This is a genomic window from Micromonospora sp. CPCC 206060 (genome assembly GCF_036906895.1).
Lineage (GTDB): Bacteria > Actinomycetota > Actinomycetes > Mycobacteriales > Micromonosporaceae > Micromonospora.
Genome location: NZ_JBAKHU010000032.1, coordinates 47,678 through 68,410, shown reverse-complemented (window position 1 = coordinate 68,410; position 20,733 = coordinate 47,678). Strand labels below are relative to the sequence as shown.

Annotated in this window: 21 protein-coding genes and 1 pseudogene; 14 read left to right on the top strand and 8 right to left on the bottom strand. The window is 71.9% G+C overall.

All coding sequences use genetic code 11. The features are described from left to right. Window positions 1-33 precede the first annotated feature (33 nt). The 3 genes and pseudogenes from V6U90_RS20090 to V6U90_RS20080 all read left to right on the top strand — a co-directional run. Window positions 34-891: pseudogene (locus tag V6U90_RS20090) on the top strand (hypothetical protein); the annotation flags it as partial. A 179-nt stretch (window positions 892-1,070) separates the two neighbouring features. Then, window positions 1,071-2,198: a geranylgeranyl reductase family protein gene (locus V6U90_RS20085; protein ID WP_334438690.1), complete on the top strand. Its 1,128-nt coding sequence runs from the start codon at window positions 1,071-1,073 to the stop codon at window positions 2,196-2,198. A 56-nt stretch (window positions 2,199-2,254) separates the two neighbouring features. Next, window positions 2,255-3,025 carry an isoprenyl transferase gene (locus V6U90_RS20080; RefSeq protein WP_334438688.1) on the top strand — a complete coding sequence of 257 codons (771 nt, stop codon included), beginning with the start codon at window positions 2,255-2,257 and terminating at the stop codon, window positions 3,023-3,025. Between the two features lie 34 nt (window positions 3,026-3,059). Here the strand turns inward: V6U90_RS20080 and otsB are convergent, their stop codons facing one another. The 3 genes from otsB to V6U90_RS20065 all read right to left on the bottom strand — a co-directional run bounded on the left by otsB (window position 3,060) and on the right by V6U90_RS20065 (window position 4,957). After that, window positions 3,060-3,884, bottom strand: a complete 825-nt coding sequence (gene otsB, locus V6U90_RS20075) for a trehalose-phosphatase (RefSeq protein ID WP_334438685.1) — start codon at window positions 3,882-3,884, stop codon at window positions 3,060-3,062. Between the two features lie 99 nt (window positions 3,885-3,983). Beyond that, window positions 3,984-4,355 (bottom strand): hypothetical protein, encoded by a 372-nt coding sequence (locus V6U90_RS20070; protein ID WP_334438683.1) that lies wholly within the window; start codon window positions 4,353-4,355, stop codon window positions 3,984-3,986. Window positions 4,356-4,516: 161 nt separating this feature from the next. Then, window positions 4,517-4,957, bottom strand: coding sequence for a helix-turn-helix domain-containing protein (locus V6U90_RS20065; protein WP_334438722.1), 441 nt, complete (start codon window positions 4,955-4,957; stop codon window positions 4,517-4,519). Window positions 4,958-5,221: 264 nt separating this feature from the next. Between V6U90_RS20065 and V6U90_RS20060 the strand changes: the two genes are divergently transcribed. The 7 genes from V6U90_RS20060 (at window position 5,222) to V6U90_RS20030 (ending at window position 12,308) form a co-directional block, all read left to right on the top strand. Next, window positions 5,222-5,566 carry a hypothetical protein gene (locus V6U90_RS20060; RefSeq protein WP_334438681.1) on the top strand — a complete coding sequence of 115 codons (345 nt, stop codon included), beginning with the start codon at window positions 5,222-5,224 and terminating at the stop codon, window positions 5,564-5,566. After that, window positions 5,563-5,895 carry a hypothetical protein gene (locus V6U90_RS20055; RefSeq protein ID WP_334438678.1) on the top strand — a complete coding sequence of 111 codons (333 nt, stop codon included), beginning with the start codon at window positions 5,563-5,565 and terminating at the stop codon, window positions 5,893-5,895. Before V6U90_RS20060 ends, V6U90_RS20055 begins: the two co-directional genes overlap by 4 nt. A 460-nt stretch (window positions 5,896-6,355) precedes the next feature. Beyond that, a complete protein-coding gene (locus V6U90_RS20050; protein ID WP_334438675.1) occupies window positions 6,356-7,774 on the top strand; it encodes a PhoH family protein in 1,419 nt (472 codons plus the stop codon). A gap of 285 nt (window positions 7,775-8,059) precedes the next feature. Then, complete coding sequence (locus V6U90_RS20045; protein WP_334438672.1) at window positions 8,060-8,761, top strand: lytic transglycosylase domain-containing protein; 702 nt, start codon at window positions 8,060-8,062, stop codon at window positions 8,759-8,761. Between the two features lie 133 nt (window positions 8,762-8,894). After that, complete coding sequence (locus V6U90_RS20040; RefSeq protein WP_334438669.1) at window positions 8,895-9,554, top strand: rhomboid family intramembrane serine protease; 660 nt, start codon at window positions 8,895-8,897, stop codon at window positions 9,552-9,554. A gap of 122 nt (window positions 9,555-9,676) precedes the next feature. After that, entirely contained in the window at window positions 9,677-10,645 is a 969-nt protein-coding gene (locus V6U90_RS20035; RefSeq protein WP_334438666.1) for an NAD(P)/FAD-dependent oxidoreductase, read from the top strand. An 88-nt stretch (window positions 10,646-10,733) separates the two neighbouring features. Beyond that, on the top strand, window positions 10,734-12,308 hold the full coding sequence (locus V6U90_RS20030; RefSeq protein WP_334438664.1) for a hypothetical protein: 1,575 nt from the start codon (window positions 10,734-10,736) through the stop codon (window positions 12,306-12,308). Between the two features lie 7 nt (window positions 12,309-12,315). Here the strand turns inward: V6U90_RS20030 and V6U90_RS20025 are convergent, their stop codons facing one another. After that, entirely contained in the window at window positions 12,316-13,005 is a 690-nt protein-coding gene (locus V6U90_RS20025) for a TetR/AcrR family transcriptional regulator (RefSeq protein WP_334438661.1), read from the bottom strand. Between the two features lie 139 nt (window positions 13,006-13,144). On the opposite strand from V6U90_RS20025, the gene V6U90_RS20020 reads away from it, so the two are divergent. Further along, a complete protein-coding gene (locus tag V6U90_RS20020) occupies window positions 13,145-14,098 on the top strand; it encodes an NAD-dependent epimerase/dehydratase family protein (protein ID WP_334438658.1) in 954 nt (317 codons plus the stop codon). Between the two features lie 53 nt (window positions 14,099-14,151). Here the strand turns inward: V6U90_RS20020 and V6U90_RS20015 are convergent, their stop codons facing one another. Together V6U90_RS20015 and glpX are read right to left on the bottom strand one after the other, a co-directional pair. Then, window positions 14,152-15,096 carry a DMT family transporter gene (locus V6U90_RS20015; RefSeq protein ID WP_334438655.1) on the bottom strand — a complete coding sequence of 315 codons (945 nt, stop codon included), beginning with the start codon at window positions 15,094-15,096 and terminating at the stop codon, window positions 14,152-14,154. An 11-nt stretch (window positions 15,097-15,107) separates the two neighbouring features. Beyond that, window positions 15,108-16,142, bottom strand: coding sequence for a class II fructose-bisphosphatase (gene glpX / locus V6U90_RS20010; RefSeq protein WP_334438653.1), 1,035 nt, complete (start codon window positions 16,140-16,142; stop codon window positions 15,108-15,110). Between the two features lie 158 nt (window positions 16,143-16,300). Here glpX and V6U90_RS20005 point away from each other — a divergent pair, with 158 nt between their 5' ends. The 3 genes from V6U90_RS20005 (at window position 16,301) to V6U90_RS19995 (ending at window position 19,063) form a co-directional block, all read left to right on the top strand. Continuing rightward, window positions 16,301-17,044: a DUF4245 domain-containing protein gene (locus tag V6U90_RS20005; protein ID WP_334438651.1), complete on the top strand. Its 744-nt coding sequence runs from the start codon at window positions 16,301-16,303 to the stop codon at window positions 17,042-17,044. Window positions 17,045-17,139: 95 nt separating this feature from the next. After that, window positions 17,140-17,967, top strand: a complete 828-nt coding sequence (locus V6U90_RS20000) for a hypothetical protein (protein ID WP_334438719.1) — start codon at window positions 17,140-17,142, stop codon at window positions 17,965-17,967. A gap of 274 nt (window positions 17,968-18,241) precedes the next feature. Beyond that, the gene (locus V6U90_RS19995) at window positions 18,242-19,063 is read left to right on the top strand and encodes a hypothetical protein (RefSeq protein ID WP_334438649.1); all 822 of its coding nucleotides are present in this window, start codon (window positions 18,242-18,244) and stop codon (window positions 19,061-19,063) included. Between the two features lie 134 nt (window positions 19,064-19,197). Here the strand turns inward: V6U90_RS19995 and V6U90_RS19990 are convergent, their stop codons facing one another. Together V6U90_RS19990 and xseA are read right to left on the bottom strand one after the other, a co-directional pair. Further along, a complete protein-coding gene (locus V6U90_RS19990) occupies window positions 19,198-19,434 on the bottom strand; it encodes an exodeoxyribonuclease VII small subunit (protein ID WP_334438646.1) in 237 nt (78 codons plus the stop codon). A gap of 48 nt (window positions 19,435-19,482) precedes the next feature. Beyond that, window positions 19,483-20,721, bottom strand: coding sequence for an exodeoxyribonuclease VII large subunit (xseA, locus tag V6U90_RS19985; RefSeq protein ID WP_334438643.1), 1,239 nt, complete (start codon window positions 20,719-20,721; stop codon window positions 19,483-19,485). Window positions 20,722-20,733 lie beyond the last annotated feature (12 nt).

Below are 20,733 nucleotides of genomic sequence, written 5' to 3'. Positions count from 1 at the left end.
AATCGCCGCCCACTACGGGCATCATCAACAGTCATGACGAGGACGGCCGCCGCGACCAGCCCGGTCCGGCGGCCGTCCGCCGTCCGCGCCCTGACCGCCCTGCTCGCGCTCACTGCGGCGGCCACCGTCGTGGTCGAGCTGCTCAACTGGCGGTACGCCCCGGAGCAGGGCTTCCCGCTGGCGGTACGGACCGGCTGGGCGCTGCTGCGCTCGCTCGGCTTCCTGATCCTGATCTGGCACGTGCGCCGGGGCCGCGCCGGCTCCCGACCCCTCGGTCTGATCCTCGCCCTCACCACGGTCTTCGCGGTGGGCCGGTTGATCGTGCCCCGCAACGGGGTACCGCCGCTGCCCGGGGTGCTCGGCTTCGCTGCCCTCACCGCGCTCTGCGTGGCCGTGGTGGGGCTGCTCTACCGGTCGCGGACCGTCGGCGCGTACCTCACCCGCCACCCGGGTCGACTGGTCATCGACCGGCAGGGGATCAGGTGGCGGGAGGGTAGGCCCCGCCGTCCGCCGGTGCCGGGCTGGTTGCTCACCACCCGGGTCGCCGCGTTCACCTACAGCCCGTTGATGCTGGTGCCCTGCCTGGTGGCGATCGGTGCGATCATCGACGGCCGGCTGATCGCCGTACCCCTCGTGGTGCTGTGGTTCGCTGCCGGGATCGCGGTCAGCTACGCGGTCATGGTCAGTACCTTCTTCCTGCTGCGTGGCCGGCGGTGGGCCCGGGGTCTGCTGGTGGCGGTGACCCTCGCCGCGCTCGCGGTGGACCTGCCGCTCTGCTGGCTGCTCCTCGGCGCGGACGGCCTGATCCGCGATGGTGCCCCGCTGGTGGCCGCTGCGGCGGTCGCGCTCTACGGGCTGAGGCGGGCCGATCGGCTGGCCGAGAGCGCCGGACCACCCGGCAGTCAAGCCGCCGGCACACCCGCCGGCACACCCGCCGGCCGGACTGCTGGCACACCCGCCGGCACACCCGCCGGCACACCCGCCGGCCGGACTGCTGGCACACCCGCCGGCTGGACCGCTGGCACACCCACCGGCCGGACCGCCGCTCCGGTCGACCCGGTGGCTGACCGGTGACCGACTTCTTCGACGTCGTCGTGGTCGGTGGGGGACCGGCCGGGGCGAGTGCCGCACTGGCCGCCCGGCGGGCGGGTGCCCGGGTACTCCTGCTGGACCGTGCCGACTTTCCCCGGGACAAGGCGTGCGGCGACGGTATCGCCGCGCACGCGCTGGATGTCCTCGCGGATCTGGGCGTACCGGACCCGGTGGCCGGGTTTCCGCCGGTACCCCGGCTCCGGCTGGTCGCCCCGGGCGGGGTTCAGGCGTTGCGCCGACTGCCCCGACCGGCGCACACCGTGCCCCGGCGGGTCTTCGACGCCCGGCTGGTCGCCGCTGCGGTGGCTGCCGGTGCGGTGCTGCGCCGGCACACCGTACGCCGGGTCGAGCAGCGGGCCGACCGGGTGGTGCTGGACGGTGCGCTGGCCGCGCGGGCGGTGGTCGGCGCGGACGGGGCCGGCTCGGTGCTGCGGCGGGCGTTGGGTCACCCGGCCAACCCGGACCGCCACCTGGCCCTGGCCATCCGGGGGTACGCCCCGGCGCCGTCCGGGCCGCTCCGGCAGGACATCGTCACCTCGGCGGCGCGTTGGCCGGCGTACGCCTGGTCCTTCCCGATCGGTGACGGCCGGGCGAACGTCGGGTACGGGGAGGTGCTGCGCGGTCAGCCGCTGAACCGGGCCCACCTGCTGGACCGGTTGGCGGCCCTGCTTCCGACGGTGGATCCGGCCACGGTGACCGACCTGCGGGCCCACCACCTGCCGCTGTCCACCCACCGGCCGGCTCCGGGTCGGGACCGGATCGTCCTGGCCGGTGACGCGCTCTCGCTGATCAACCCGTTCACCGGGGAGGGGATCTTCTACGCGGTGCTCTCCGGTGCGCTGGCCGGAGCGGCGGCGGCCCGGCACCCGGCCCACGCCGCGCGCCGGTACACCCGGGCGCTGCGTGGTCGACTCGGTACCCACCTTTGGCACAGTTCGGTCGCCGCGTTCCTGGCCCGGCGCCGGTCGGTGGTCGACGCGGCGGTCCGGGCCGCGCGGGACGATCAGCAGGCCTTCGGCACCATGGTCGAGCTGGGGTTGGGCGACGGGCGGCTCGACGGGCGGACCCTGCAGATGATCGCTTCCGGACTCGGGCGCGCGAGGTGACGACATCCCCGGCGTCGACACCGTAGGGGGTGGTCCCGGTCGCTACTCTGCAAGGGATGACTCTGCGGAACCTGATCTACTCGGTCTACGAGCGGCGGCTGACGGCGAAGCTCGCCGGTAAGCCCGTGCCCCGGCACGTGGGTGTGATGTGCGACGGTAACCGCAGGTGGGCCCGGGAGATGGGCTTCGTCGACCCGAACGACGGCCACCGCGTCGGCGCGGCCAAGATCAAGCACGTGCTCGGCTGGTGCGAGCAGGCCGGCATCGGCCATGTCACCCTCTACCTGCTGGCCACCGACAACCTGCGCCGACCGGCCAGTGAACTGGATCCGCTGCTGCAGATCATCGAGGATCTGGTGACCGAGCTGGCCGAGGAGGGCAACCCCTGGCGGCTGCGGATCGTCGGTGCGTTGGACCTGCTTCCGACCCAGACCGCCACCGCGCTCAAGTCGGCGGAGGAGAAGACCCAGGACCGCTCCGGGGGCGCACAGGTCAACATTGCGGTCGGCTACGGCGGGCGGCGGGAGATCGCCGACGCGGTGCGCTCACTGCTCTACGAGCACGCCGCCAAGGGTGGCACCATCGAGGAACTCGCCGAGGTGCTGGACGTCGAACACATCGCCGAGCACCTCTACACCCGGGGGCAACCCGATCCGGACCTGGTCATCCGGACCAGTGGTGAGCAGCGGCTCTCCGGCTTCATGCTCTGGCAGTCGGCGCACTCGGAGTTCTACTTCTGCGAACTCAACTGGCCGGACTTCCGGCACATCGACTTCCTCCGGGCCCTGCGCTCGTACGCCAACCGGCAGCGCCGGTACGGCGCCTGACCGACCCCGGCCCGTCGGCGGTGTGGCGACCCGGTCAGCTCAGTCGGTGGACCGCCTCGGTGAGGAAGTCGCCGAGAGCCTCCGGTGAGTCGATCGTCAGGTCGGCTGCCCGGGAGACCTCGTCGCCGGTCTCCGGGTTGGCCACCGCGACGCAGACGCCGAGGAAGTCCGGATCGCTCTCGGCGCGGGACCGGAGGGCGGTGAACGCCTTGATGTCGGAAACGTCGTCACCGAAGTACCAGGCGCAGGCGGCGTCGCGTACCGCGGTGTTGATGACCAGGCCCTTGTCCTGGTCGCCCGGTGGCTTCAACTCGATGACCATGCGGCCCACCTGCACCCGAAGCCCGAGCCGTCCGGCCTGGGCCCGCCCCCACGCCTCGACCGTGTCGGCCAGGGCGGGCACCGTGCGGTAGTGCAGGGCGACGGAGAGACGCTTGTACTCGACCAGCGTGCCGGGCGGCAGTTCGGCGCGGGCCTGGTCGGCCAGTTCGGCCATGGTGGGTACCCAGGGCAGGGCGGCCGGCTCGGTCACCGTCTCACCGCCGGAGTGACTGTGCTCAAGGCCGTAGAGGCCGTAGAGATCCACCCCGGACAGGGCGCCGAAGTGCTCGCGCAGGAAGTCGACCGGGCGGGCCGAGACGATGGCGACGCGCTGGACGATCCCGGCGAGCGCCTCGATCGCGGCCAGCACCTTGGGCGCCGGCTGCACCGCTGTCGGGTCGTCGCCGACGGGCGCGAGGGTGCCGTCGAAATCGAAGAAGAGAACGCACCGGCCGGCCCGGCCAGAGGTGGCCCGCCAGGCCTGGTCAGCGGTCAGCGGACGGAGGGGGCGCTGGTCGCCCGGGTTGTTCGGCGGCACGCGGGTCAGCGTACCCCGGTTGCCCGGTGCCAATCGTACCGTGATGTGTTGCTCACTTTCCGGAACGGTGGTTGGCGCCCCCGCCCTCACCGGTCGCTCTCAGTCCTCACCGCCCAGCATCGCCCGGCGGCCCTGTAACCTCGGCCCGATCGGCACCACCGGTGCGTCCTGCTGACCGTGGCTGAGTAGGTAACCCTCGACGAATCCACTGTTCCGGTCGCCGGCGTGCGCCTCGATCTCGTCGAGCCGGGCGACCAGGAACTCGGTGAGCGCGGTGATCCGGCCGTTGAGCCGGTCGTTCAGCTCACCGACCACGGCCAGGACGACCGCGCAGCCGGCAGCGGTGAGCGCCAGCAGGTTGACCACGACCGGAAGTTCCTCGCCGCTGATGGTGCCCACCGCGATGTTGGCGGTCGCGCAGAGTGTCAGGGACACCGCAGCGACCACGACTGCCATCCATTTCAGGGTCATGACAGACCCCTCCTTCTGTCCCGCAGGGCTGGGTTCGGCCTTGTCCCGTCCCCCCGCCGACGACGAGCCCAAGCAGTACGAGTAAGGACGCTAGCGTGACCGTTGTGACACGGGTACAGAAGAGCTGACGCCAGGTAACCGTTCTTTCACCATCTGAGGAACTAGCCCGCGCGCTTTGCCCGCTTTTGTGGTGCTGAAGGCAATTTGGGGCGGTATGCGAGATAACGAATAGTCTCTCGGATATGGAACTTCTCTGCATCGGAGATGTTCGGGTCGACCAGCCGGCGCAGCAGCGCCTCGACATCCGGATCCATCGGGGGTGGGGCCGGCGTGGGGCGGGCGGCGGTGGTGCGGTCCCAGCCGAGGACGCCGAAGGCGGTGATCGGATTCAGGCCCAGCCCCTCGCAGAACGCCACCACCCGCTCCGCCTCCGGATCGCTGGCCCACTCGCCCCGGACCCAGCGGTTGATCGTCTGGCGGGACACCCCGGTGCGTCGGGAGACCTCGGTCCCGGTCCAGGCGCGCTGCGCGCGGGCGTCGGCGAGTGCCTTGCGTACGAAGGAGGCGAAGGCGATCTTTCTCGCGTGCGCGCTGTCCGTCACCTCGTGACGGTACGACCAGACCTCCGGTCCGCACTCTGAGGAAATGGTTGTGTACTGCGAACGTGACAGATTCTCGGGTCGCGTGGGCAGCACTTCGTCGGCCTTGTCGAGGGGCGTCACCAGGGCAGGATAGATGTCCAGGGGGCCAGCCGTAATCGGACGAAAAGCTGATACTGTCACGTCCATGAGACATCCTACGGTGTGTCACGTGATTGAGACGTCTGGTGCTCACACTGGTCACGCCCTCAGGACAGGGAGGATGCCGTGACCCAACTCGCAACCCGTACCCAGGCATTCGGCCTGATCGCGGACGGGGTGGCCGCGGGTCTCAGTGCTCCGTGGCGGCTGTACCTGGCCCGGGGCTGCCGGTACGTGTCCCTCAGCGTCGGCGACCGGGACGAGTGGAACGCCTGGCGTGCGCACCTCGGTTGCCCCGAGATGAGCGTCCGGGTCTACCAGGCCGGCGGTGAGATCCACCGGGCCTCCCTGGCCGAGGTGGTGCTGGACGGCTGCCGGATCAGCGTCGAACTGGTCGAGGACGTCGGCATCGAGGATCTGGACCGCCTCCTGGTCGCCGATCCCACCGTGGTCGGTCCGGAGGAGCGATGAGCCCGTTCTTCGCGGTCTTTCTCATCCTGCTGCTCGTCTCCTCCAGCTACGCCGCCGGGCGGCTGCACGGCCAGCTCAGCTACCGCATCGGCTACCGGTTCGGTTACCGGCAGGGCTACTTCGACGGTGACCGGGGGGCCTGGAACCGGCGGCGGCGGGAGGCCCAGGCGGCCATCGCCTCCGCGTTGACCGTCCCGCCAGCCGCCGCCGGAACCGGATCCGGTGCCCTCGCGCGACAGGGCACCACGTACACCGGGGCCGCCTTCGTCCGACCCGCGACCGCCGGTGGACGGCACCCCACCGAGGCGGTCGCCGTGCGGCGGGGGTGACGGCCCGCAGGTGCCGGGTGGCGGCCCGCGAGCGCGGTGCGTCGTCCGCGGCGGACACGCACCGCCGGGACCACGTCAGACCGGTGACGGTGGTCCCACCGGCCGGGATGTGCGCAGGGGGCATGCATCCCGGCCGGTCCGGCCGTACCCGGGACGGTTCCGCCGCCCGGTGGCCCGCTTCCGGTCCCGGCCGGGACCGGAAGCGGGTGGCGGTCGACACGCCGATGGCGGGGCGGTGTCTCCCGGGTGTCTCGGGGTGGGCCGGGAAAGATCGAAGGGTTGGGATCTGGTCGAAGTCGCCGGACGCGGCTAGCGTCTAATCATGGCGCGGGGTTGTCCCGGCCAGCCGGTACGCCCGGACCTGCGACCTCGCAACACGGGGCCCGCACTCGACCCCGTGTCCCGGGCACCGGACGAGGCGGATCGCGGGTGGCGGGTGCCCATCCGTCGGAGCAGGCCTGTGACGACTCGCCGTACCAGTGCCCGGGCCGATCAGGACCCGGCCGCGACTGCCACGACCCGCCGGACGCCCCGCGGACGTCGGGCGACCACCACCGCCCCGGCCGACGACCCCGGGGAGCCCCGATCATCCGGCCAGGTATATGTCCTGGACACCTCGGTGCTGCTCAGTGACCCTGGGGCGTTCCACCGGTTCGCCGAGCACGAGGTGATCCTGCCGCTCGTGGTCATCTCGGAACTGGAAGGTAAGCGCCACCATCCCGAGCTGGGCTGGTTCGCCCGTCAGGCGCTGCGCGCCCTGGACGAGTTGCGGGTCACCCACGGCCGGCTGGACCATCCGGTGCCGGCCAACGACGTCGGCGGCACCCTGCGGGTGGAGCTGAACCACACCGACGACGGGGTGCTGCCACCCGGGTTCCGCAACGAGTCCAATGACGCGCGCATCCTGTCGGTGGCGCTCAACCTGGCCGCCGAGGGTCGGCAGGTCACCCTGGTCAGCAAGGACATGCCGCTGCGGGTCAAGGCCGCCTCGGTCGGGTTGCGTGCCGACGAGTACCGGCACGGCCAGGCCAGTGACCCGACCTGGACCGGGGTGGCCGAGCTCGAACTGGGCGCGGAGCAGATCAGCCAGCTCTACGCGGGTGAGACGATCGATCTGGACGCCGCGGCCGGCCTGCCCTGCCACACCGGCCTGGTGCTGCACTCCGAGCGGGGTTCGGCGCTGGGTCGGGTACTGCCGGACAAGACGGTACGACTGGTCCGGGGGGACCGGGACGCGTTCGGCCTGCGGGGGCGGTCGGCGGAGCAGCGGATCGCCCTGGACCTGCTGCTCGACGAGTCGATCGGGATCGTCTCGCTCGGCGGCCGGGCCGGTACCGGCAAGTCCGCCCTGGCGCTCTGCGCCGGGCTGGAGGCGGTGATGGAGCGCCGCCGGCACAAGAAGGTGGTGGTCTTCCGGCCGCTGTACGCCGTCGGCGGCCAGGAACTGGGCTACCTGCCCGGCTCGGAGGCGGAGAAGATGTCGCCCTGGGCGCAGGCGGTCTTCGACACCCTCGGCGCGGTGGTGCACGAGAACGTACTCGACGAGGTGACCTCGCGTGGGCTGCTGGAGGTGCTGCCACTGACCCACATCCGGGGCCGGAGCCTGCACGACGCGTTCGTCATCGTGGACGAGGCGCAGTCCCTGGAACGCGGGGTGCTGCTGACCGTGCTGTCCCGGATCGGCCAGGGTTCCCGGGTGGTGCTGACCCACGACGTGGCGCAGCGGGACAACCTGCGGGTGGGCCGGCACGACGGGGTGACCGCGGTGATCGAGGCGCTCAAGGGACATCCGCTCTTCGCGCACATGACCCTCACCCGTTCGGAGCGTTCCCCGATCGCCGAAGTGGTCACGGATCTGTTGGAGGACATCCCGCTGTAGGACGACTTACCTGCCGGGTTTGGCGCCCGGAATCCCTTTTGCGGCGTGACCGAAATCACAAAACGCCGTGGTGGTTTCCCAATCGTCTCACTGTGCGCAATGGTGTGCAGCGAGCGCCCACGTACCGGGAAGATCGCTGATGATCGTGTCGCCGGGACGGCGACAGCATCGGCGGCCCCCAGTGCGTCGGCGATGACTCCGACGGGTCGGGGCGCTCGCGGCGCCATTCCCTGGCCCCCCGAGCCGGGTGCGCCGTGTCCTTGCCCCCGACGAAGGGACCACCTCGTGAGTCGGCTGTGGAGCCGGTTCGGTGTCCGGACGGCTGCCGTCGCACTGCTCTCCGTGGGTGTCGCAGGCGGCTTCTATCTGGGCGAAGACCGCGAGACCCAGCAACAAGGGATCAAATCGGAACTCGCGTCGGCGGTCGACGCGGCCGAGTTCGAATACCAGCGGGAGCGCCACGCGGCGCACATGGCCGCAGTGGCGGAGCAGCGCAACGCCGAGTACGAGGCGAAACTGCGCGCCGCAGCGGCGGCGAAGGCCGCAGCCGAGCGGGCCCGCAAGGCCGAGGCCGCCGCGGCGGCCCGAAAGAAGCGGGCAGCGGCGGCCGCCGCAGCGGCGAAGGCCGCCGAGGAGGGGGCCACCAAGCCGTACACCGGGCCGATCCCGGCCTCCTGCGCCGAGTACAGCGGCAACCGGAAGACCGGCTGTGCGCTGCTGCTGAACAGCGGCTTCAAGATCGACCAGATGCCCTGCCTGGACAAGCTCTGGACCAAGGAGAGCGGCTGGAACCACAGGGCCAGCAACCCCTCCTCCGGGGCGTACGGCATCCCGCAGGCACTGCCGGGCAGCAAGATGGGTACCGTCGCCGACGACTGGCGGACCAACCCGGCCACCCAGATCAAGTGGGGCCTGGGTTACATCAAGGGCCGCTACGGCACCCCGTGCGGCGCGTGGGCGCACTCCCAGGACGTCGGCTGGTACTGACCAGCCGTTGAGCGTCGGGGCGGGTACCAATCACCGGTACCCGCCCCGACGCGTTCCGGCTCCCGGCAGCCCGTTGTCCGGTACGCCCGTTTCGCAGTGGCGGTCGGCCCGGATAGCTGATAGCTACTTGTGGGTGACATTCCAGGGCCACCCGTCCGGCGGCGATCCGCACCGGTTCGGGACCGAGGCGTTCTACGCGGCACTCGGCCGCGCCTTCGTGGCGATGTGCGCGGTGGTGCCGGTGCTCTTCGTGATCGAGGCCCTGGACGTCTGGCTCGCCGCCGGCTTCGACCCGACCGTCGGCATCATCCCCAAACGCATCGACGGGCTGGACGGGGTCTTCTTCAGCCCGTTCCTGCACCACGGCTTCGACCACCTCTACAGCAACAGCGTGCCGCTGATCCTGCTCGGTACGTTCGTGCTCGCCGCCGGGACCCGCCGGTTCCTCTGGTCCACCCTCGTGATCATCCTGATCAGCGGTCTCGGGGTGTGGTTCACCGGCTCCTCCAACTCGGTGGTGGTCGGTGCCAGCGGAGCGATTTTCGGGTACCTCGGCATGCTGCTCACCCGGGGGATCGTCGAGCGGAGCTGGTGGAACTTCGCGGTGGTGCTGCTGGTCGCCCTGCTCTACGGCTGGCAGCTCGTCGGGGTGCTGCCCACCGACGAGCCGATCTCCTGGCAGGGCCACCTCTTCGGACTGCTCGGCGGGGTGGTGGCGGCGATCCTCCTGCGCCGTCGCCGGCCCGGCCTGGACGAGCCGTACCGCTCTGAGTCCTCCCTGACCGGCCCGTGACCCGGGTGCACGATCCCAGAGTGCGGATGGTCGAAATGGGACACTCTTGCCCGACCATGCCCGGGCCGCCTAGCGTCTGATCAGCACTGGTTGGTCCGCGCACGAAGGGCGACGGTGGTCAGATGCGTCAGGTGGATGTCGCCATCATCGGGGCGGGCCCGAGCGGGCTCTTCGCGGCCTACTACGCGGGGTTCCGGGGCCTGTCGGTCGCGGTGATCGACGCACTGCCCGAGCCCGGTGGTCAGGTCGCCGCGATGTACCCGGAGAAACTGATCCTGGACGTCGCCGGCTTTCCCTCGATCAAGGGCCGGGACCTGGTGGCCAACCTGGTCGCCCAGGCCGCTCCGTTCGATCCGGAGTACCGGCTCGGCGTCCGGGCCGAGAAGCTGAGCTACCAGGACGGGAAACCCGTGCTCGGCCTCTCCGACGGGGAGCAGCTGAGCTGCGGCGCGGTCCTGATCACCGGTGGGCTGGGCAGCTTCACCCCCCGTCCGCTGCCGGCGGCGGCGGACTTCATCGGGGCGGGGGTCGTCTTCTTCGTGCCGAGTCTCGCCGACCTGGCCGGTCAGGATGTGCTGATCGTCGGCGGCGGCGACTCGGCCTTCGACTGGGCGCACGCGCTGCAACCTCTCGCCCGGTCGATCACCCTGGTGCACCGCCGGGACCGGTTCCGGGCGCACGCCGCCACCGTCGCCCGCGTACAGGAGCTGCCGGTCCGCATCGTGGTGAACGCCGAGGTGACCCGGCTGCACGGCAACGGCCGGGTGACCGGAGCCGACGTCGTGGTCCGGGGTGCGGACGCGGAGACCATCCCGGTCGACACCGTGGTCGCCGCGCTCGGTTTCACCGCCGACCTCGGTCCGCTGGCCGAGTGGGGCCTGGCGCTGGACCGGCGGCACATCCTGGTGGACAGCACCATGGCGACCAACCTGCCGAGGGTCTTCGCGGCCGGTGACATCACCGAGTACCCCGGCAAGGTGCGGTTGATCGCCACCGGGTTCGGTGAGGCGGCCACGGCGGTCAACAACGCGGCCGTGGCCATCGACCCTGCCGCCCATCTCTTCCCGGGCCACTCCTCCGACGGCGGCTGATACCCGGGCGGCTGCTCCGCCGCGTACCGCGGCCGGATGCTGACCCGGACGTGGCCGCATCGAGACCCGCCACCGTCACCGTGAGGTGATGGACGGCTCGGGTACGGCGAAGACGGCGGACGACGGCGCCCGGGTGGCGCTGGCCTGGTTGGGGCACCCGGGTACGGTGCTGGCGCTGATCGTGCTGGTCGTCAACGACCACCTGCTCAAGGCGGCCTTCCCGGGGTGGATCACCGGGAAGCTCAGCGACGTGGCCGGGCTGGTGGTCGCTCCACCACTGCTCGCCGCCGTCGGCACCCTGCTGGTTCCGCGCCTGCCGGCACGCGGCACCGCCGTGGCCGCGCTCGCCGGTGTCGCCGCCGGCTTCATCGCCGTCAAGACCAGCGGGTACGCCGCGATGGTCGCCTCCGCAGCCTGGAGTGTGGTCAGCGGACCGTCCCTGGTCCGCGCGGACAACACCGACCTGCTCGCCCTGCCTGCGCTGGTGCTGGCCGGCCGGGTCTGGCACCGGGCCCGCCGTGATCCGGTGGGCGGCCGGTCCGTGCGGCTGGTACGCCTGCTCGTCGTGCTGCCGGCTGCGGTGCTGGCCGTGGCGGCCACGTCCCCGATCCCGTACCCGGACGCGGGGCGGGTGGCTGTCGTCGAGGGCCGGCTCGCCGCCGGGACCGGTTACGGTCCCGGTGCCGGCGGCCGCGGGCCGAGCGCGTGGCAGATCAGTGACAATGCCGGAGGCGGATGGCGGCAGGCGACCGAGGGCGAGTCCGGTCGGCTGGCCGACGATCCGCCGGAGCCGGGCACAATGAGCTGCTCTGCTGCCGTCCCGCAACACTGTTATCGACCGCTGACCGGACGGATCGGGGTGCAGCAGAGCGAGGACGCCGGCCGGACCTGGCGGACGGGCTGGGCGGTTACCGAGGAGCAGCGGGCCATCCTCAGCCGGCTGTACCCAGCGGCCGGTGCCCGGCTTGCCACCCAGGAGGTCGTCGTGCTCGATGTATCCGGGGGCGGGTACGTGGTGCTGGCCGCCAACGGCCGGGACGGGTTCGTGGTCCGTCGGGTCAACGGGACCTGGGAGAGGATCGGCTTCGTCGGCGCGCCCGCCCAGAGCGACCCGTTCGACGGCCAGCCGCCCCGGCTCGGTGTCAGCAGTCCGGCCGACCGTCCGGACGATGTCTTCCGGGTGGTCGCCCTACTGGCGCTCGTCGGCGCCCTGGCCCTGGTGACGGTGGCGTTGCGTGCCGGCCGGCGGACCGGACTGGTCGGTGGCCTGCCGGTGGCGCTGTACGGCGGGCTGGCGCTGGACGCGCTGCTGCTCTCGTGCGCCTGGGCGATGCCGACCGATGAACTCCTCCTGCGTCCGTCGGTCGGGTTGACCGTACTGATCGCGGTTACCGTTGCGCTGGTCGCATTGGGCCGGGTGGCTCGGGCCGATTCCGGGTGGCTGGTGTTCGAGGCCCTGATGGCCGCCGGGCTGACCATGATCCTGACCGCGTTGCCGCTGGTCGGCTGGCTCTACGGCCGGCCGGCGCACTCGGCCACCGCAGTGCTGCTGGCCCTGGTGGCGACCCTGCCCGGCCTGGCGCTGGCCGTGCGGGCGGGCCGGCTCGTGGTGCGGCCCGACCGCGCCGACCCACCCTGGCCGGATCCGGTACGCCCGGCATAGCCCCGGGTCAGGGCAGACCGACCAGGTCGGCCATCAGCCGGGTCTGGTGGTCGAAGTAGGCGTCCTGGTGGTGGACACCGTTGTTCAGCCGGCCGAAGATCTCGAAACTGATCAGGCCGAAGAGCTGGGTCCAGCCGGCCATGCCCCGGGCCAGCAGCGCCTCCGGCAGGCCGGGGACGAAGGCGGTGCCGATGGCGGTGAGGTCGGTGCGGACCGGTTCGGGCAGCTCGTCCGCCGGGGGTGCGGCCAGTCGCCCACGGGTGAGGCCGTCCCGCAGGATGCCCACCAGGACGACCGGCGGGCGCTGGGCCGGGCCGATGGTGTCCTGGGGGGCGGCGTAGCCGGGCACCGGGCTGCCGTAGATCAGGGCGTACTCGGCAGGGTTGTCCAGGGCCCACCGGCGGGCGGCGCGAAACACGGCGTGCCACCGTCCCCGCAGGTCGTCGGGGGAGACCTCGGCGTCGGCGGCCTCCACCACCGTGCCCAGGGCCTGGTAGGCGTCGATGATCAGCGCGGTCAGCAGCTCGTCCCGGCTGGGGAAGTAGCGGTAGATGGCCGACGAGACCATGCCGAGGTCACGGGCGACGGCTCGCAGGGAGAGGTTGGCGCCGTCGGCGGCGAGGTGCCGGCGGGCGACCGCCTTGATCTCGTCGATCATCTCGGCCCGGACCCGGGCCCGTATCGAGGGTGCCGTCATGATGCCAATCTGCCACAGAGGAGAGCGGCAGACAAATTAGAGAGCACTGCTCTTGACGTGGTGCACGGCTCTCCGGCATGCTTCTCATGGCGAGAGCGGTGCTCTCGTTTCGTACTCCCGAACTGAAGGGTGACCACTCATGTCGCTGCAGGTGATCGTCGGCGCCGGTCCGGTCGGCACGGCCACGGCCCGCCTCCTCGCCGAGCAGGGTGAGCAGGTCCGGATCATTACCCGGCGCGGCGCCGGACCGGAGCATCCGTCCATCGAACGGGTCGCCGCCGATGCCACCGACCCCGACCGACTCACCGCCCTCACCACCGGCGCAGCCGCCCTCTACAACTGCGCCAACCCGGCCTACCACCGCTGGCCGACCGACTGGCCGCCGCTCGCCGGCAGCCTGCTCGCCGCCGCCGAGCGGACCGGCGCGGTCCTCACGATCACCGGCAACCTCTACGGGTACGGGCCGGTCGACGGTCCAATGATCGAGCAGACCCCGCTGCGGTCCCGCAGCGCCAAGGCACAGGTCCGGGTGCGGATGTGGCAGGACGTGCTCGACGCCCACCGGGCCGGCCGGCTGCGGGCCACCGAGGTGCGCGCCTCTGACTTCGTGGGGGCGGGCGCCAACTCCTTCCCGAACGTCCTGGTGCTGCCCAGGGTGTTCACCGGCCGGCGGGCCTTCGTCCCGGCCGACCTGGACGCCCCGCACAGCTGGACGTACGTCGGCGACGTCGCCCGTACCCTGGTCGCCGCAGCCGCCGACGAGCGGGCCTGGGGGCGGGCCTGGCACGTACCGACCGCACCGGCGGTGTCGCTGCGCGAACTGGCCACCCGGGCGGCGGCGCTCGCCGGTGCGCCCACGCCGAAACTGTCCCGGCTACCGGTCCCGGTGGTCCGGCTCGGTGGCCTGTTCGACCCGACCGTCCGCGAACTGCGCGAGGTCCTCTACCAGTTCGACCGGCCGTTCCTGCTGGACTCGACGGCGGCGCAGGAGACGTTCGGCATCCGTCCCACCCCGCTCGACGTGGTGCTGCGGGAGACCATGGAGTCGCTGGGCGTCACCGGTACGGCGGAGCAGGGTGTCGGCGCGCGTTGAGTTGTTAAAAGGGGGCCCTTCCTCTACCGAAAGCGTTAAGCGGGGGCCCTTCCTTACGTTGAGCGGAGGGCGGCGATGAGGACCGCCACCAGGGTGAGGGCCGCCCCGAGCAGGGTGGTCGGCCCCGGGTGGGATGCGTTGGTCGGCACCAGCAGGTCGACCAGGACCGCCCCGACCACCTGCCCGGCGATGGTGGACAGGCCGAGCAGGAGCACCCCGGTGAACCGGACCACCGCGGCGGCCATCGCGATGAAGATGACCCCGATCGGCCCACCGAGATAGAGCCACGGTTCGGTCGGGAGGCGGCCGTCCGGCAGCCCGCGCAGCACGATGTCCACGGCGAACGCGATCAGCAGCACGGTCGTACCGACGGCGAAGTTGACCAGCGTGGCGACCAGTGGGCTGCCGGCGGCCATCCCGACCCGTCCGTTGACCGCCTGTTGCCAGGCCATGCCGAGCCCGGCGAGCGCGGGGAGCAGGGCCAGCCCCAGCACCTTCAGGTCGCCGATCCGGTCGCTGACCGCCAGCAGCACGGCCAGCACGGTGAGCACCGCCCCGGCCAACCGGGCCGTGGTGGCCGGCTGCCGACCGGCGGGGCCGAGCCCGGCCCGGTCCACGGCGAGGCTGCTCGCGGTCTGCCCAGCGACCACCGCGACGGTGAACACCGCCACCCCGAGCGCACCGACGGTCGCCCCCTGGGTGACCACGAGGAACGCCCCGCAGGCGCCGCCGAGGCACTGCCAGGGACGTAACGTCCCGTCCGACAGGGCCGACCGCAGGGCGCCCAGGGAGTGGCGGCCGGCCGGGGTGGCCGGGACCATGATCAGCAGAAGGAACAGGCCGACACCGAAGGAGACCACTGCGGTGGCGATCCCGTCACCCAGGCGTACGCCCAGCTCGCCATTGATCCACGTCTGGGCAGCCACCAGGACACCGGAGGCCACCGCGAGCCCGACCCCGAACGCCCGACGGGACGTCGGCAGAGTCGGGCTGGTCACCCCGGCGAGGCTCACTCCTGCTCGGCCAGAGGGCGGCCGTCGAAGTCGACGGCCGAGTAGAGGGCCAGCTTCTCCAGACGGTGGTACGAGTCGATGACGCGGATCGTGCCGCTCTTGGAGCGCATCACGATCGACTGGGTGTACGCCCCGCCGCCGGCCCGGTAGCGGACGCCCCGGAGCAGGTCCCCGGAGGTGACACCGGTGGCCACGAAGAAGCAGTTGTCCCCGGTGACCAGGTCGTCGGTGCCGAGTACCCGGTCCAGGTCGTGCCCGGCGTCGATCGCCTTGGCCCGCTCGGCGTCGTCGGTGGGCCAGAGCTTCGCCTGCATCGCCCCGCCCATGCACTTGAGCGCGCAGGCGGCGATGATCCCCTCGGGGGTACCGCCGATGCCCATCAGCACGTCGACGTCGGACTCGCCACGGGCCGCCGCGATGGCACCCGCGATGTCCCCGTCGGAAATGAACCGGATGCCGGCACCGGCCCGGCGGATCTCCCGGACCAGGTCGGCGTGACGGGGCCGGTCGAGGATGCAGACGGTGACCCCGGACACGTCGGTGCCCTTGACCCGGGCGATCCGACGCAGGTTCTCCGCGACCCCGGCGTCGATGTCGACGACATCGGCGTAGACCGGCCCGACCGCGAGCTTCTGCATGTAGAAGACCGCACTCGGGTCGAACATCGCGCCCCGCTCGGCGACCGCGAGGACGGCCAGCGCGTTCGGCATGCCCTTGCTCATCAGGGTGGTGCCGTCCACCGGGTCGACCGCCACGTCCACCTCGGGCCCGGTACCGTCCCCGACCCGTTCACCGTTGAAGAGCATCGGGGCGTTGTCCTTCTCGCCCTCGCCGATCACCACGACGCCCCGCATCGGGATCGAGTTGATCAGCTTGCGCATGGCGTCGACGGCGGCCCCGTCGCCGCCCTCCTTGTCGCCCCGCCCGACCCAGCGGCCGGCGGCCATCGCTGCCGCCTCGGTGACCCGTACCAGGTCCAGCGCCAGGTTTCGGTCCAGATCCTGCGGGGTTCGGGTCCTGGTGTTCGTCATCACGACTCCTCCTCGCGGCATTGCGGGGTGGACCGGCAGGGTGCGGCACCCGCCGCCGCCGGCTTTGTGGCTGATCCTCACATGTTGGCCGACCTGGTGCCGGCTCGGGGCGGTGGTGGCCCGGATACTGCGAACCGGAGGGCTGTCAAGATGGAACCGTGGAGCCCGTCCAGCCTGCCGACCGCGTACCCGCCGACCGCGCCTCCGGTGCGCCGACCCCACCGGAGGGCCAGCCGATGGCCGGCCCTGGGGCGACCCCACCGGACGGGCAACCCCCCGTGGGGCCGGCCGGGGGTGCTGCGGACCCCCAACCGGTGGACCCCGACCCGGTGGACTCCGACCCGGATGTGCCCCCGGCGACCTCCGCCGCGGCGGTCCGGGAGGCCGCCCGGAACTCCGACGGTCGGTCGCCGAAGGACATGGCGATCTCCCTGCTGGTCCTGCTCATCCCGATCGCCCTGCTGCTCGGCTTCTACCGGGTGTTCCTCGGTGGTGACGAGCCCACCACCGTCGACCCGGCGCCGGTCATCACGCAGGCGCGCAGCGCCAACGCGTTCCCGGTCAGCGAACCCGCCGGCCTGGCCGCCGGCTGGCGTACCGTCAGCGCCCGTTACCAGCCGGTCGACGGTGGTGCCACGCTGCGGCTCGGGTACCTCAGCCCGGACGGGCGCGGGGTGCAGGTCGTGCAGAGCAACGTCGCACCGGAGAAGCTGCTGCCGGCCGAGTTGACCCGGGAGGGCCAGCCGCAGGGCACCACCCAGCTCGACGGCCGGAGCTGGCAGCGCTACACCGCCCGGAGCAACGAGCAGGCGCTGGTGCTCCTGGAGCCGAACCGGACAGTGATTGTGGTGGGTGCCGCGAGGGAACAGGAACTACGGGAGCTGGCCGGCGCCCTGCGCTGACCGGCCGGCGCCCAGCCGGGCCAGCCACCCCGACTGGCCGGCTGAGCCTTCCGGCGGCTCCGTCCGCCGGCCGACCTCGTGGGAGAGACCTCGTGATGATCCGACGGTGGAGTGTTTCCGGACTGGTGGCCGCGTCCCTGCTCACTCCCGCGCTGGCGGCCTGCCAGGCGGACGGTACGGACCAGCCCGGCGGGGCCGGCGCCTCGGCGTCGTCCGCCCCTTCGGCGTCCGCCGGCACCAGCGCCGCCAAGCAGGCCCTGCTCGACTCGACCCGGGAGATCAGTCAGGGCAACTTCCGGTTCGCCATCACCGGTCAGGGCGTGACCAGCCGGGGCGTGGTGCACCAGCCGAGCCGCAGCGCCCAGCTGACGGTCGCCTTCGACCAGGCGGGCGGGAAGTCGCCGATCAACTTCGACCTGATCCACGTCGAGCCGGAGAGCTGGGTCAAACTCGACCTGAACGGTGCCACCGGCATCCCGGCGCTGGACAACCTGGCGTCCGGGAAGTACCTGCACCTGGACCAGTCCCGGATCAAGGACATCAGGGACCTCCGGTTCGACTTCTCCAACGTCGACCCGGCCGGCAGTGCCGTGCTGACCCGGGCGGTCACCGACGTGAGGGAGACCGGGCCGGGCACGTACGCCGGCACGATCAACCTGGCGGAGGCGAGTGAGGCGGCGATGATCGACCCGACCTCGTTGACCGCCCTCGGGGTCGAGGCGAAGTCGGTGCCGTTCACCGCGAAGCTCGACGACCAGAAGCGGCTGACCGAGCTGGTCATCCAGGTGCCGGCGACCAGCAACACCAAGGCGTACGACCTGAAGGTCAGCTACTCCGACTACGGTGCCGCCACCCCGGCCCAGAAGCCGGCTGCGACCGAGGTGGTCGAGGCCCCAGCCGAGCTGTACGACCTGTACCGGTGATCCCTGCATCCCCGGCCATCGGTGGCCGGTTCGCCGGGATGCCGGTGAACCGTCCACCACACCATCCGTTCCCGGGTGACCGGTCCCAGCCTGGGGAAACGGGTCGGACAGAACGATGTGATCATGGCTAGACTGCGCCGTCCTGTTTCTGCCGGCCCGGCGGTCCGCTGACCGCCGGGCCGTCGCGGGCTGGTCCGGCTGCGGCCGGGCAGCCCTGGTCATCCGGTGCCGGAAAGCCGGCCCGGCTGACCATCGATCACGGAGAGAAATTCGTATGAAGATCCGTCGGTGGAGCCTTGCGGGCCTCGCCACTGTCGTCCTGTTCACGCCGGCCCTGGCGGCCTGTGGCGGTTCCGAGGGCACCGAAGGGAGCGGTGGCGCGGCGAGCCCGGCCGCCGCGAGCCCGACCGCAGCCGCAGACCCGAAGCAGGTCCTGCGCGCCTCGACGAGTGAGATCAAGAAGGGTAACTTCCGGTTCACGATCACCGGCGACGGGACGACCGGTGCGGGGCAGGTGCACCAGCCCAGCAAGAGCGCCCGCTACACCCTGAAGACCGAGGGCGCGGAATTCTCGGCGACCATGGACAACATCTACGTCGAGCCGTCGAGCTGGGTGAAGCTGGAGTTCGGCGGTGCGCTGGCCGACGCCATGAAGAACCCGAAGCTGGACGGCAAGTACCAGCACCTCGACCAGTCGAAGGTCAAGAAGCAGAAGGGACTCGGCTTCGACTGGAACGACATCGACCCGGCCGGTAGCGACCTGATCCTCAAGGGGATCGTCGACGTGGAGGCGGCCGGCGAGGGGGCGTACGCCGGCACGGTCGACATCACCGGGGCGACCGAGGCCGGCCTGCTGGACGAGGAGATCATCAAGGCGCTGGGCACGAAGGGCGCCGCGCTGCCCTTCACCGCCACCGTGGACAAGCAGGGCCGGCTCACCGCGCTGACCATCGACCTCCCGGCCGCCGGGGAGAGCAAGGCGCACCAGGTGAAGGTGACGTACTCCGACTACGGTGCGGCCACCAAGGTCGAGCAGCCGCCTGCGGCCCAGGTCGTCGAGGCGCCGGCCAGCACGTACGAGATGCTCAACTCCTGAGCCTGCGCGGCACTGGTGGTGCGGGCGGTCCGGCCGTCCGCACCACCGTGGCCGGTTCGCCGGCCGTGTCACCGGCAGCGTGGCCGGTTCGCCGGCCGTGTCACCGGTTGACGGTTCGCCGGCAGTTGGATCCGTCAGGAGGTGACGGAGTCCTCCCGGGCCCGGCGGGTGGCGTCGATCCGCTCCCGGGCACCGTCCAGCCAGCGCTGGCAGACCTCGGCCAGCCGTTCGCCGCGCTCCCAGAGCGCCAGCGACTCCTCCAGCGAGGTCCCGCCGGCCTCCAACCGCTCGACCACCGCCGCCAACTCGGCGCGGGCCTGCTCGTAGCTCAGCCGCTCGTCCGGATCACCGGTCTTCTTGTCAGCACCCATGGTGGTCCCATCTCAGCACAGTGCCCTGCCCTTCCGGTTGTCGGCCGGTCAGCCGTCGACGGTCGCGGTCAGCTCGCCGTCGGCCAACCGGACCCGTAGCGGGTCACCCGTCGCGACCTGCTCCGCGGCGCGTACCACCTGGCCGTCGGCGCGCTGCACGATGGCGTACCCGCGGGTGAGGGTAGCGGCGGGGGAGAGCGCCCGCAGCCGGGCCAGCGTGTGCCGCAGCTCGTCGGCCGCCGCGCCGAGCCGGTGGTCCAGGCAGCGTCCGCCCCGCTGACGCAGCGCGGTCACCTCGGACGCCCGGGCGTCCAGCATGACCTGGGGTCGGGCCAGCACCGGACGGGACCGCAGGCCGTCGAGCCGGTGCGCCTCCCGGTCGATCAGATTCCGTACCGAGCGGTCCAACCGGTGCCGGGCGAGCTGGATGAGGCGTACCTCCTCGGCCAGGTCGGGCACGATCCGTTTGGCCGCGTCGGTGGGGGTGGAGGCGCGGACGTCGGCGACGTGGTCGACCAGCGGCGTGTCGGTCTCGTGGCCGATGGCGCTGACCACCGGGGTACGACAGGCGAAGACGGCCCGGCAGAGCGCCTCGTCGGAGAAGGGGAGCAGATCCTCGATGCTCCCGCCGCCCCGGGCCAGGATGATCACATCGATGCTCTCGTCGGTGTCCAGTGCCCGCAGCGCGTCAACGATCTGGGGTACCGCCGTCGGGCCCTGCACGGCCACGTTGACTGTCCGGAACTCGACCGCCGGCCAGCGGCGGCGCGCGTTGGTGAGGACGTCCCGCTCGGCGGCCGAGGCCCGGCCGGTGATCAGACCGATCCGGCGGGGCAGGAACGGCGGTCGGCGTTTGCGGGCCCGGTCGAAGAGCCCTTCGGCGGCGAGCAGCTTCTTGAGCTTCTCCAGCCGGGCGAGCAGCTCACCGAGGCCCACCTGGCGGATCTCGTCGGCGCGCAGGCTGAGGGTGCCCCGGGCCGCGTAGAACTCCGGTTTGGCGTGCAGTACGACCCGGGCGCCCTCGCGCAGCTCCGGCGCACCCGCGTCGAGGACGTCCCGGTTGGTGGTGACGGTGAGGCTCAGGTCCGCCGACGGGTCACGCAGGGTCAGGAAGACAGTGGCCGCACCGGGGCGCCGGCTGATCTGGGCGACCTGCCCGTCCACCCAGACCCAGCCGAGCCGGGCGATCCAGGCGCCGACCTTCTGGCTGACCACCCGGACCGGCCACGGCTCGTCCGGACTGCTGCGCGGCGTCTCGGCGGTGCTCGGCGTCTCGGCGGTGCTCACCGGCCCAGCCTA

Coding starts and splice junctions, on each gene's coding strand:
- V6U90_RS20030 (WP_334438664.1), top strand. CDS start 10,734: ATGGACGGCTCGGGTACGGCGAAGACGGCGGACGACGGCGCCCGGGTG.
- V6U90_RS19995 (WP_334438649.1), top strand. CDS start 18,242: ATGAAGATCCGTCGGTGGAGCCTTGCGGGCCTCGCCACTGTCGTCCTG.
- V6U90_RS19990 (WP_334438646.1), bottom strand. CDS start 19,434: ATGGGTGCTGACAAGAAGACCGGTGATCCGGACGAGCGGCTGAGCTAC.
- V6U90_RS20000 (WP_334438719.1), top strand. CDS start 17,140: ATGATCCGACGGTGGAGTGTTTCCGGACTGGTGGCCGCGTCCCTGCTC.
- V6U90_RS20055 (WP_334438678.1), top strand. CDS start 5,563: ATGAGCCCGTTCTTCGCGGTCTTTCTCATCCTGCTGCTCGTCTCCTCC.
- V6U90_RS20025 (WP_334438661.1), bottom strand. CDS start 13,005: ATGACGGCACCCTCGATACGGGCCCGGGTCCGGGCCGAGATGATCGAC.
- V6U90_RS20020 (WP_334438658.1), top strand. CDS start 13,145: ATGTCGCTGCAGGTGATCGTCGGCGCCGGTCCGGTCGGCACGGCCACG.
- V6U90_RS20080 (WP_334438688.1), top strand. CDS start 2,255: ATGACTCTGCGGAACCTGATCTACTCGGTCTACGAGCGGCGGCTGACG.
- glpX (WP_334438653.1), bottom strand. CDS start 16,142: ATGACGAACACCAGGACCCGAACCCCGCAGGATCTGGACCGAAACCTG.
- V6U90_RS20070 (WP_334438683.1), bottom strand. CDS start 4,355: ATGACCCTGAAATGGATGGCAGTCGTGGTCGCTGCGGTGTCCCTGACA.
- V6U90_RS20035 (WP_334438666.1), top strand. CDS start 9,677: ATGCGTCAGGTGGATGTCGCCATCATCGGGGCGGGCCCGAGCGGGCTC.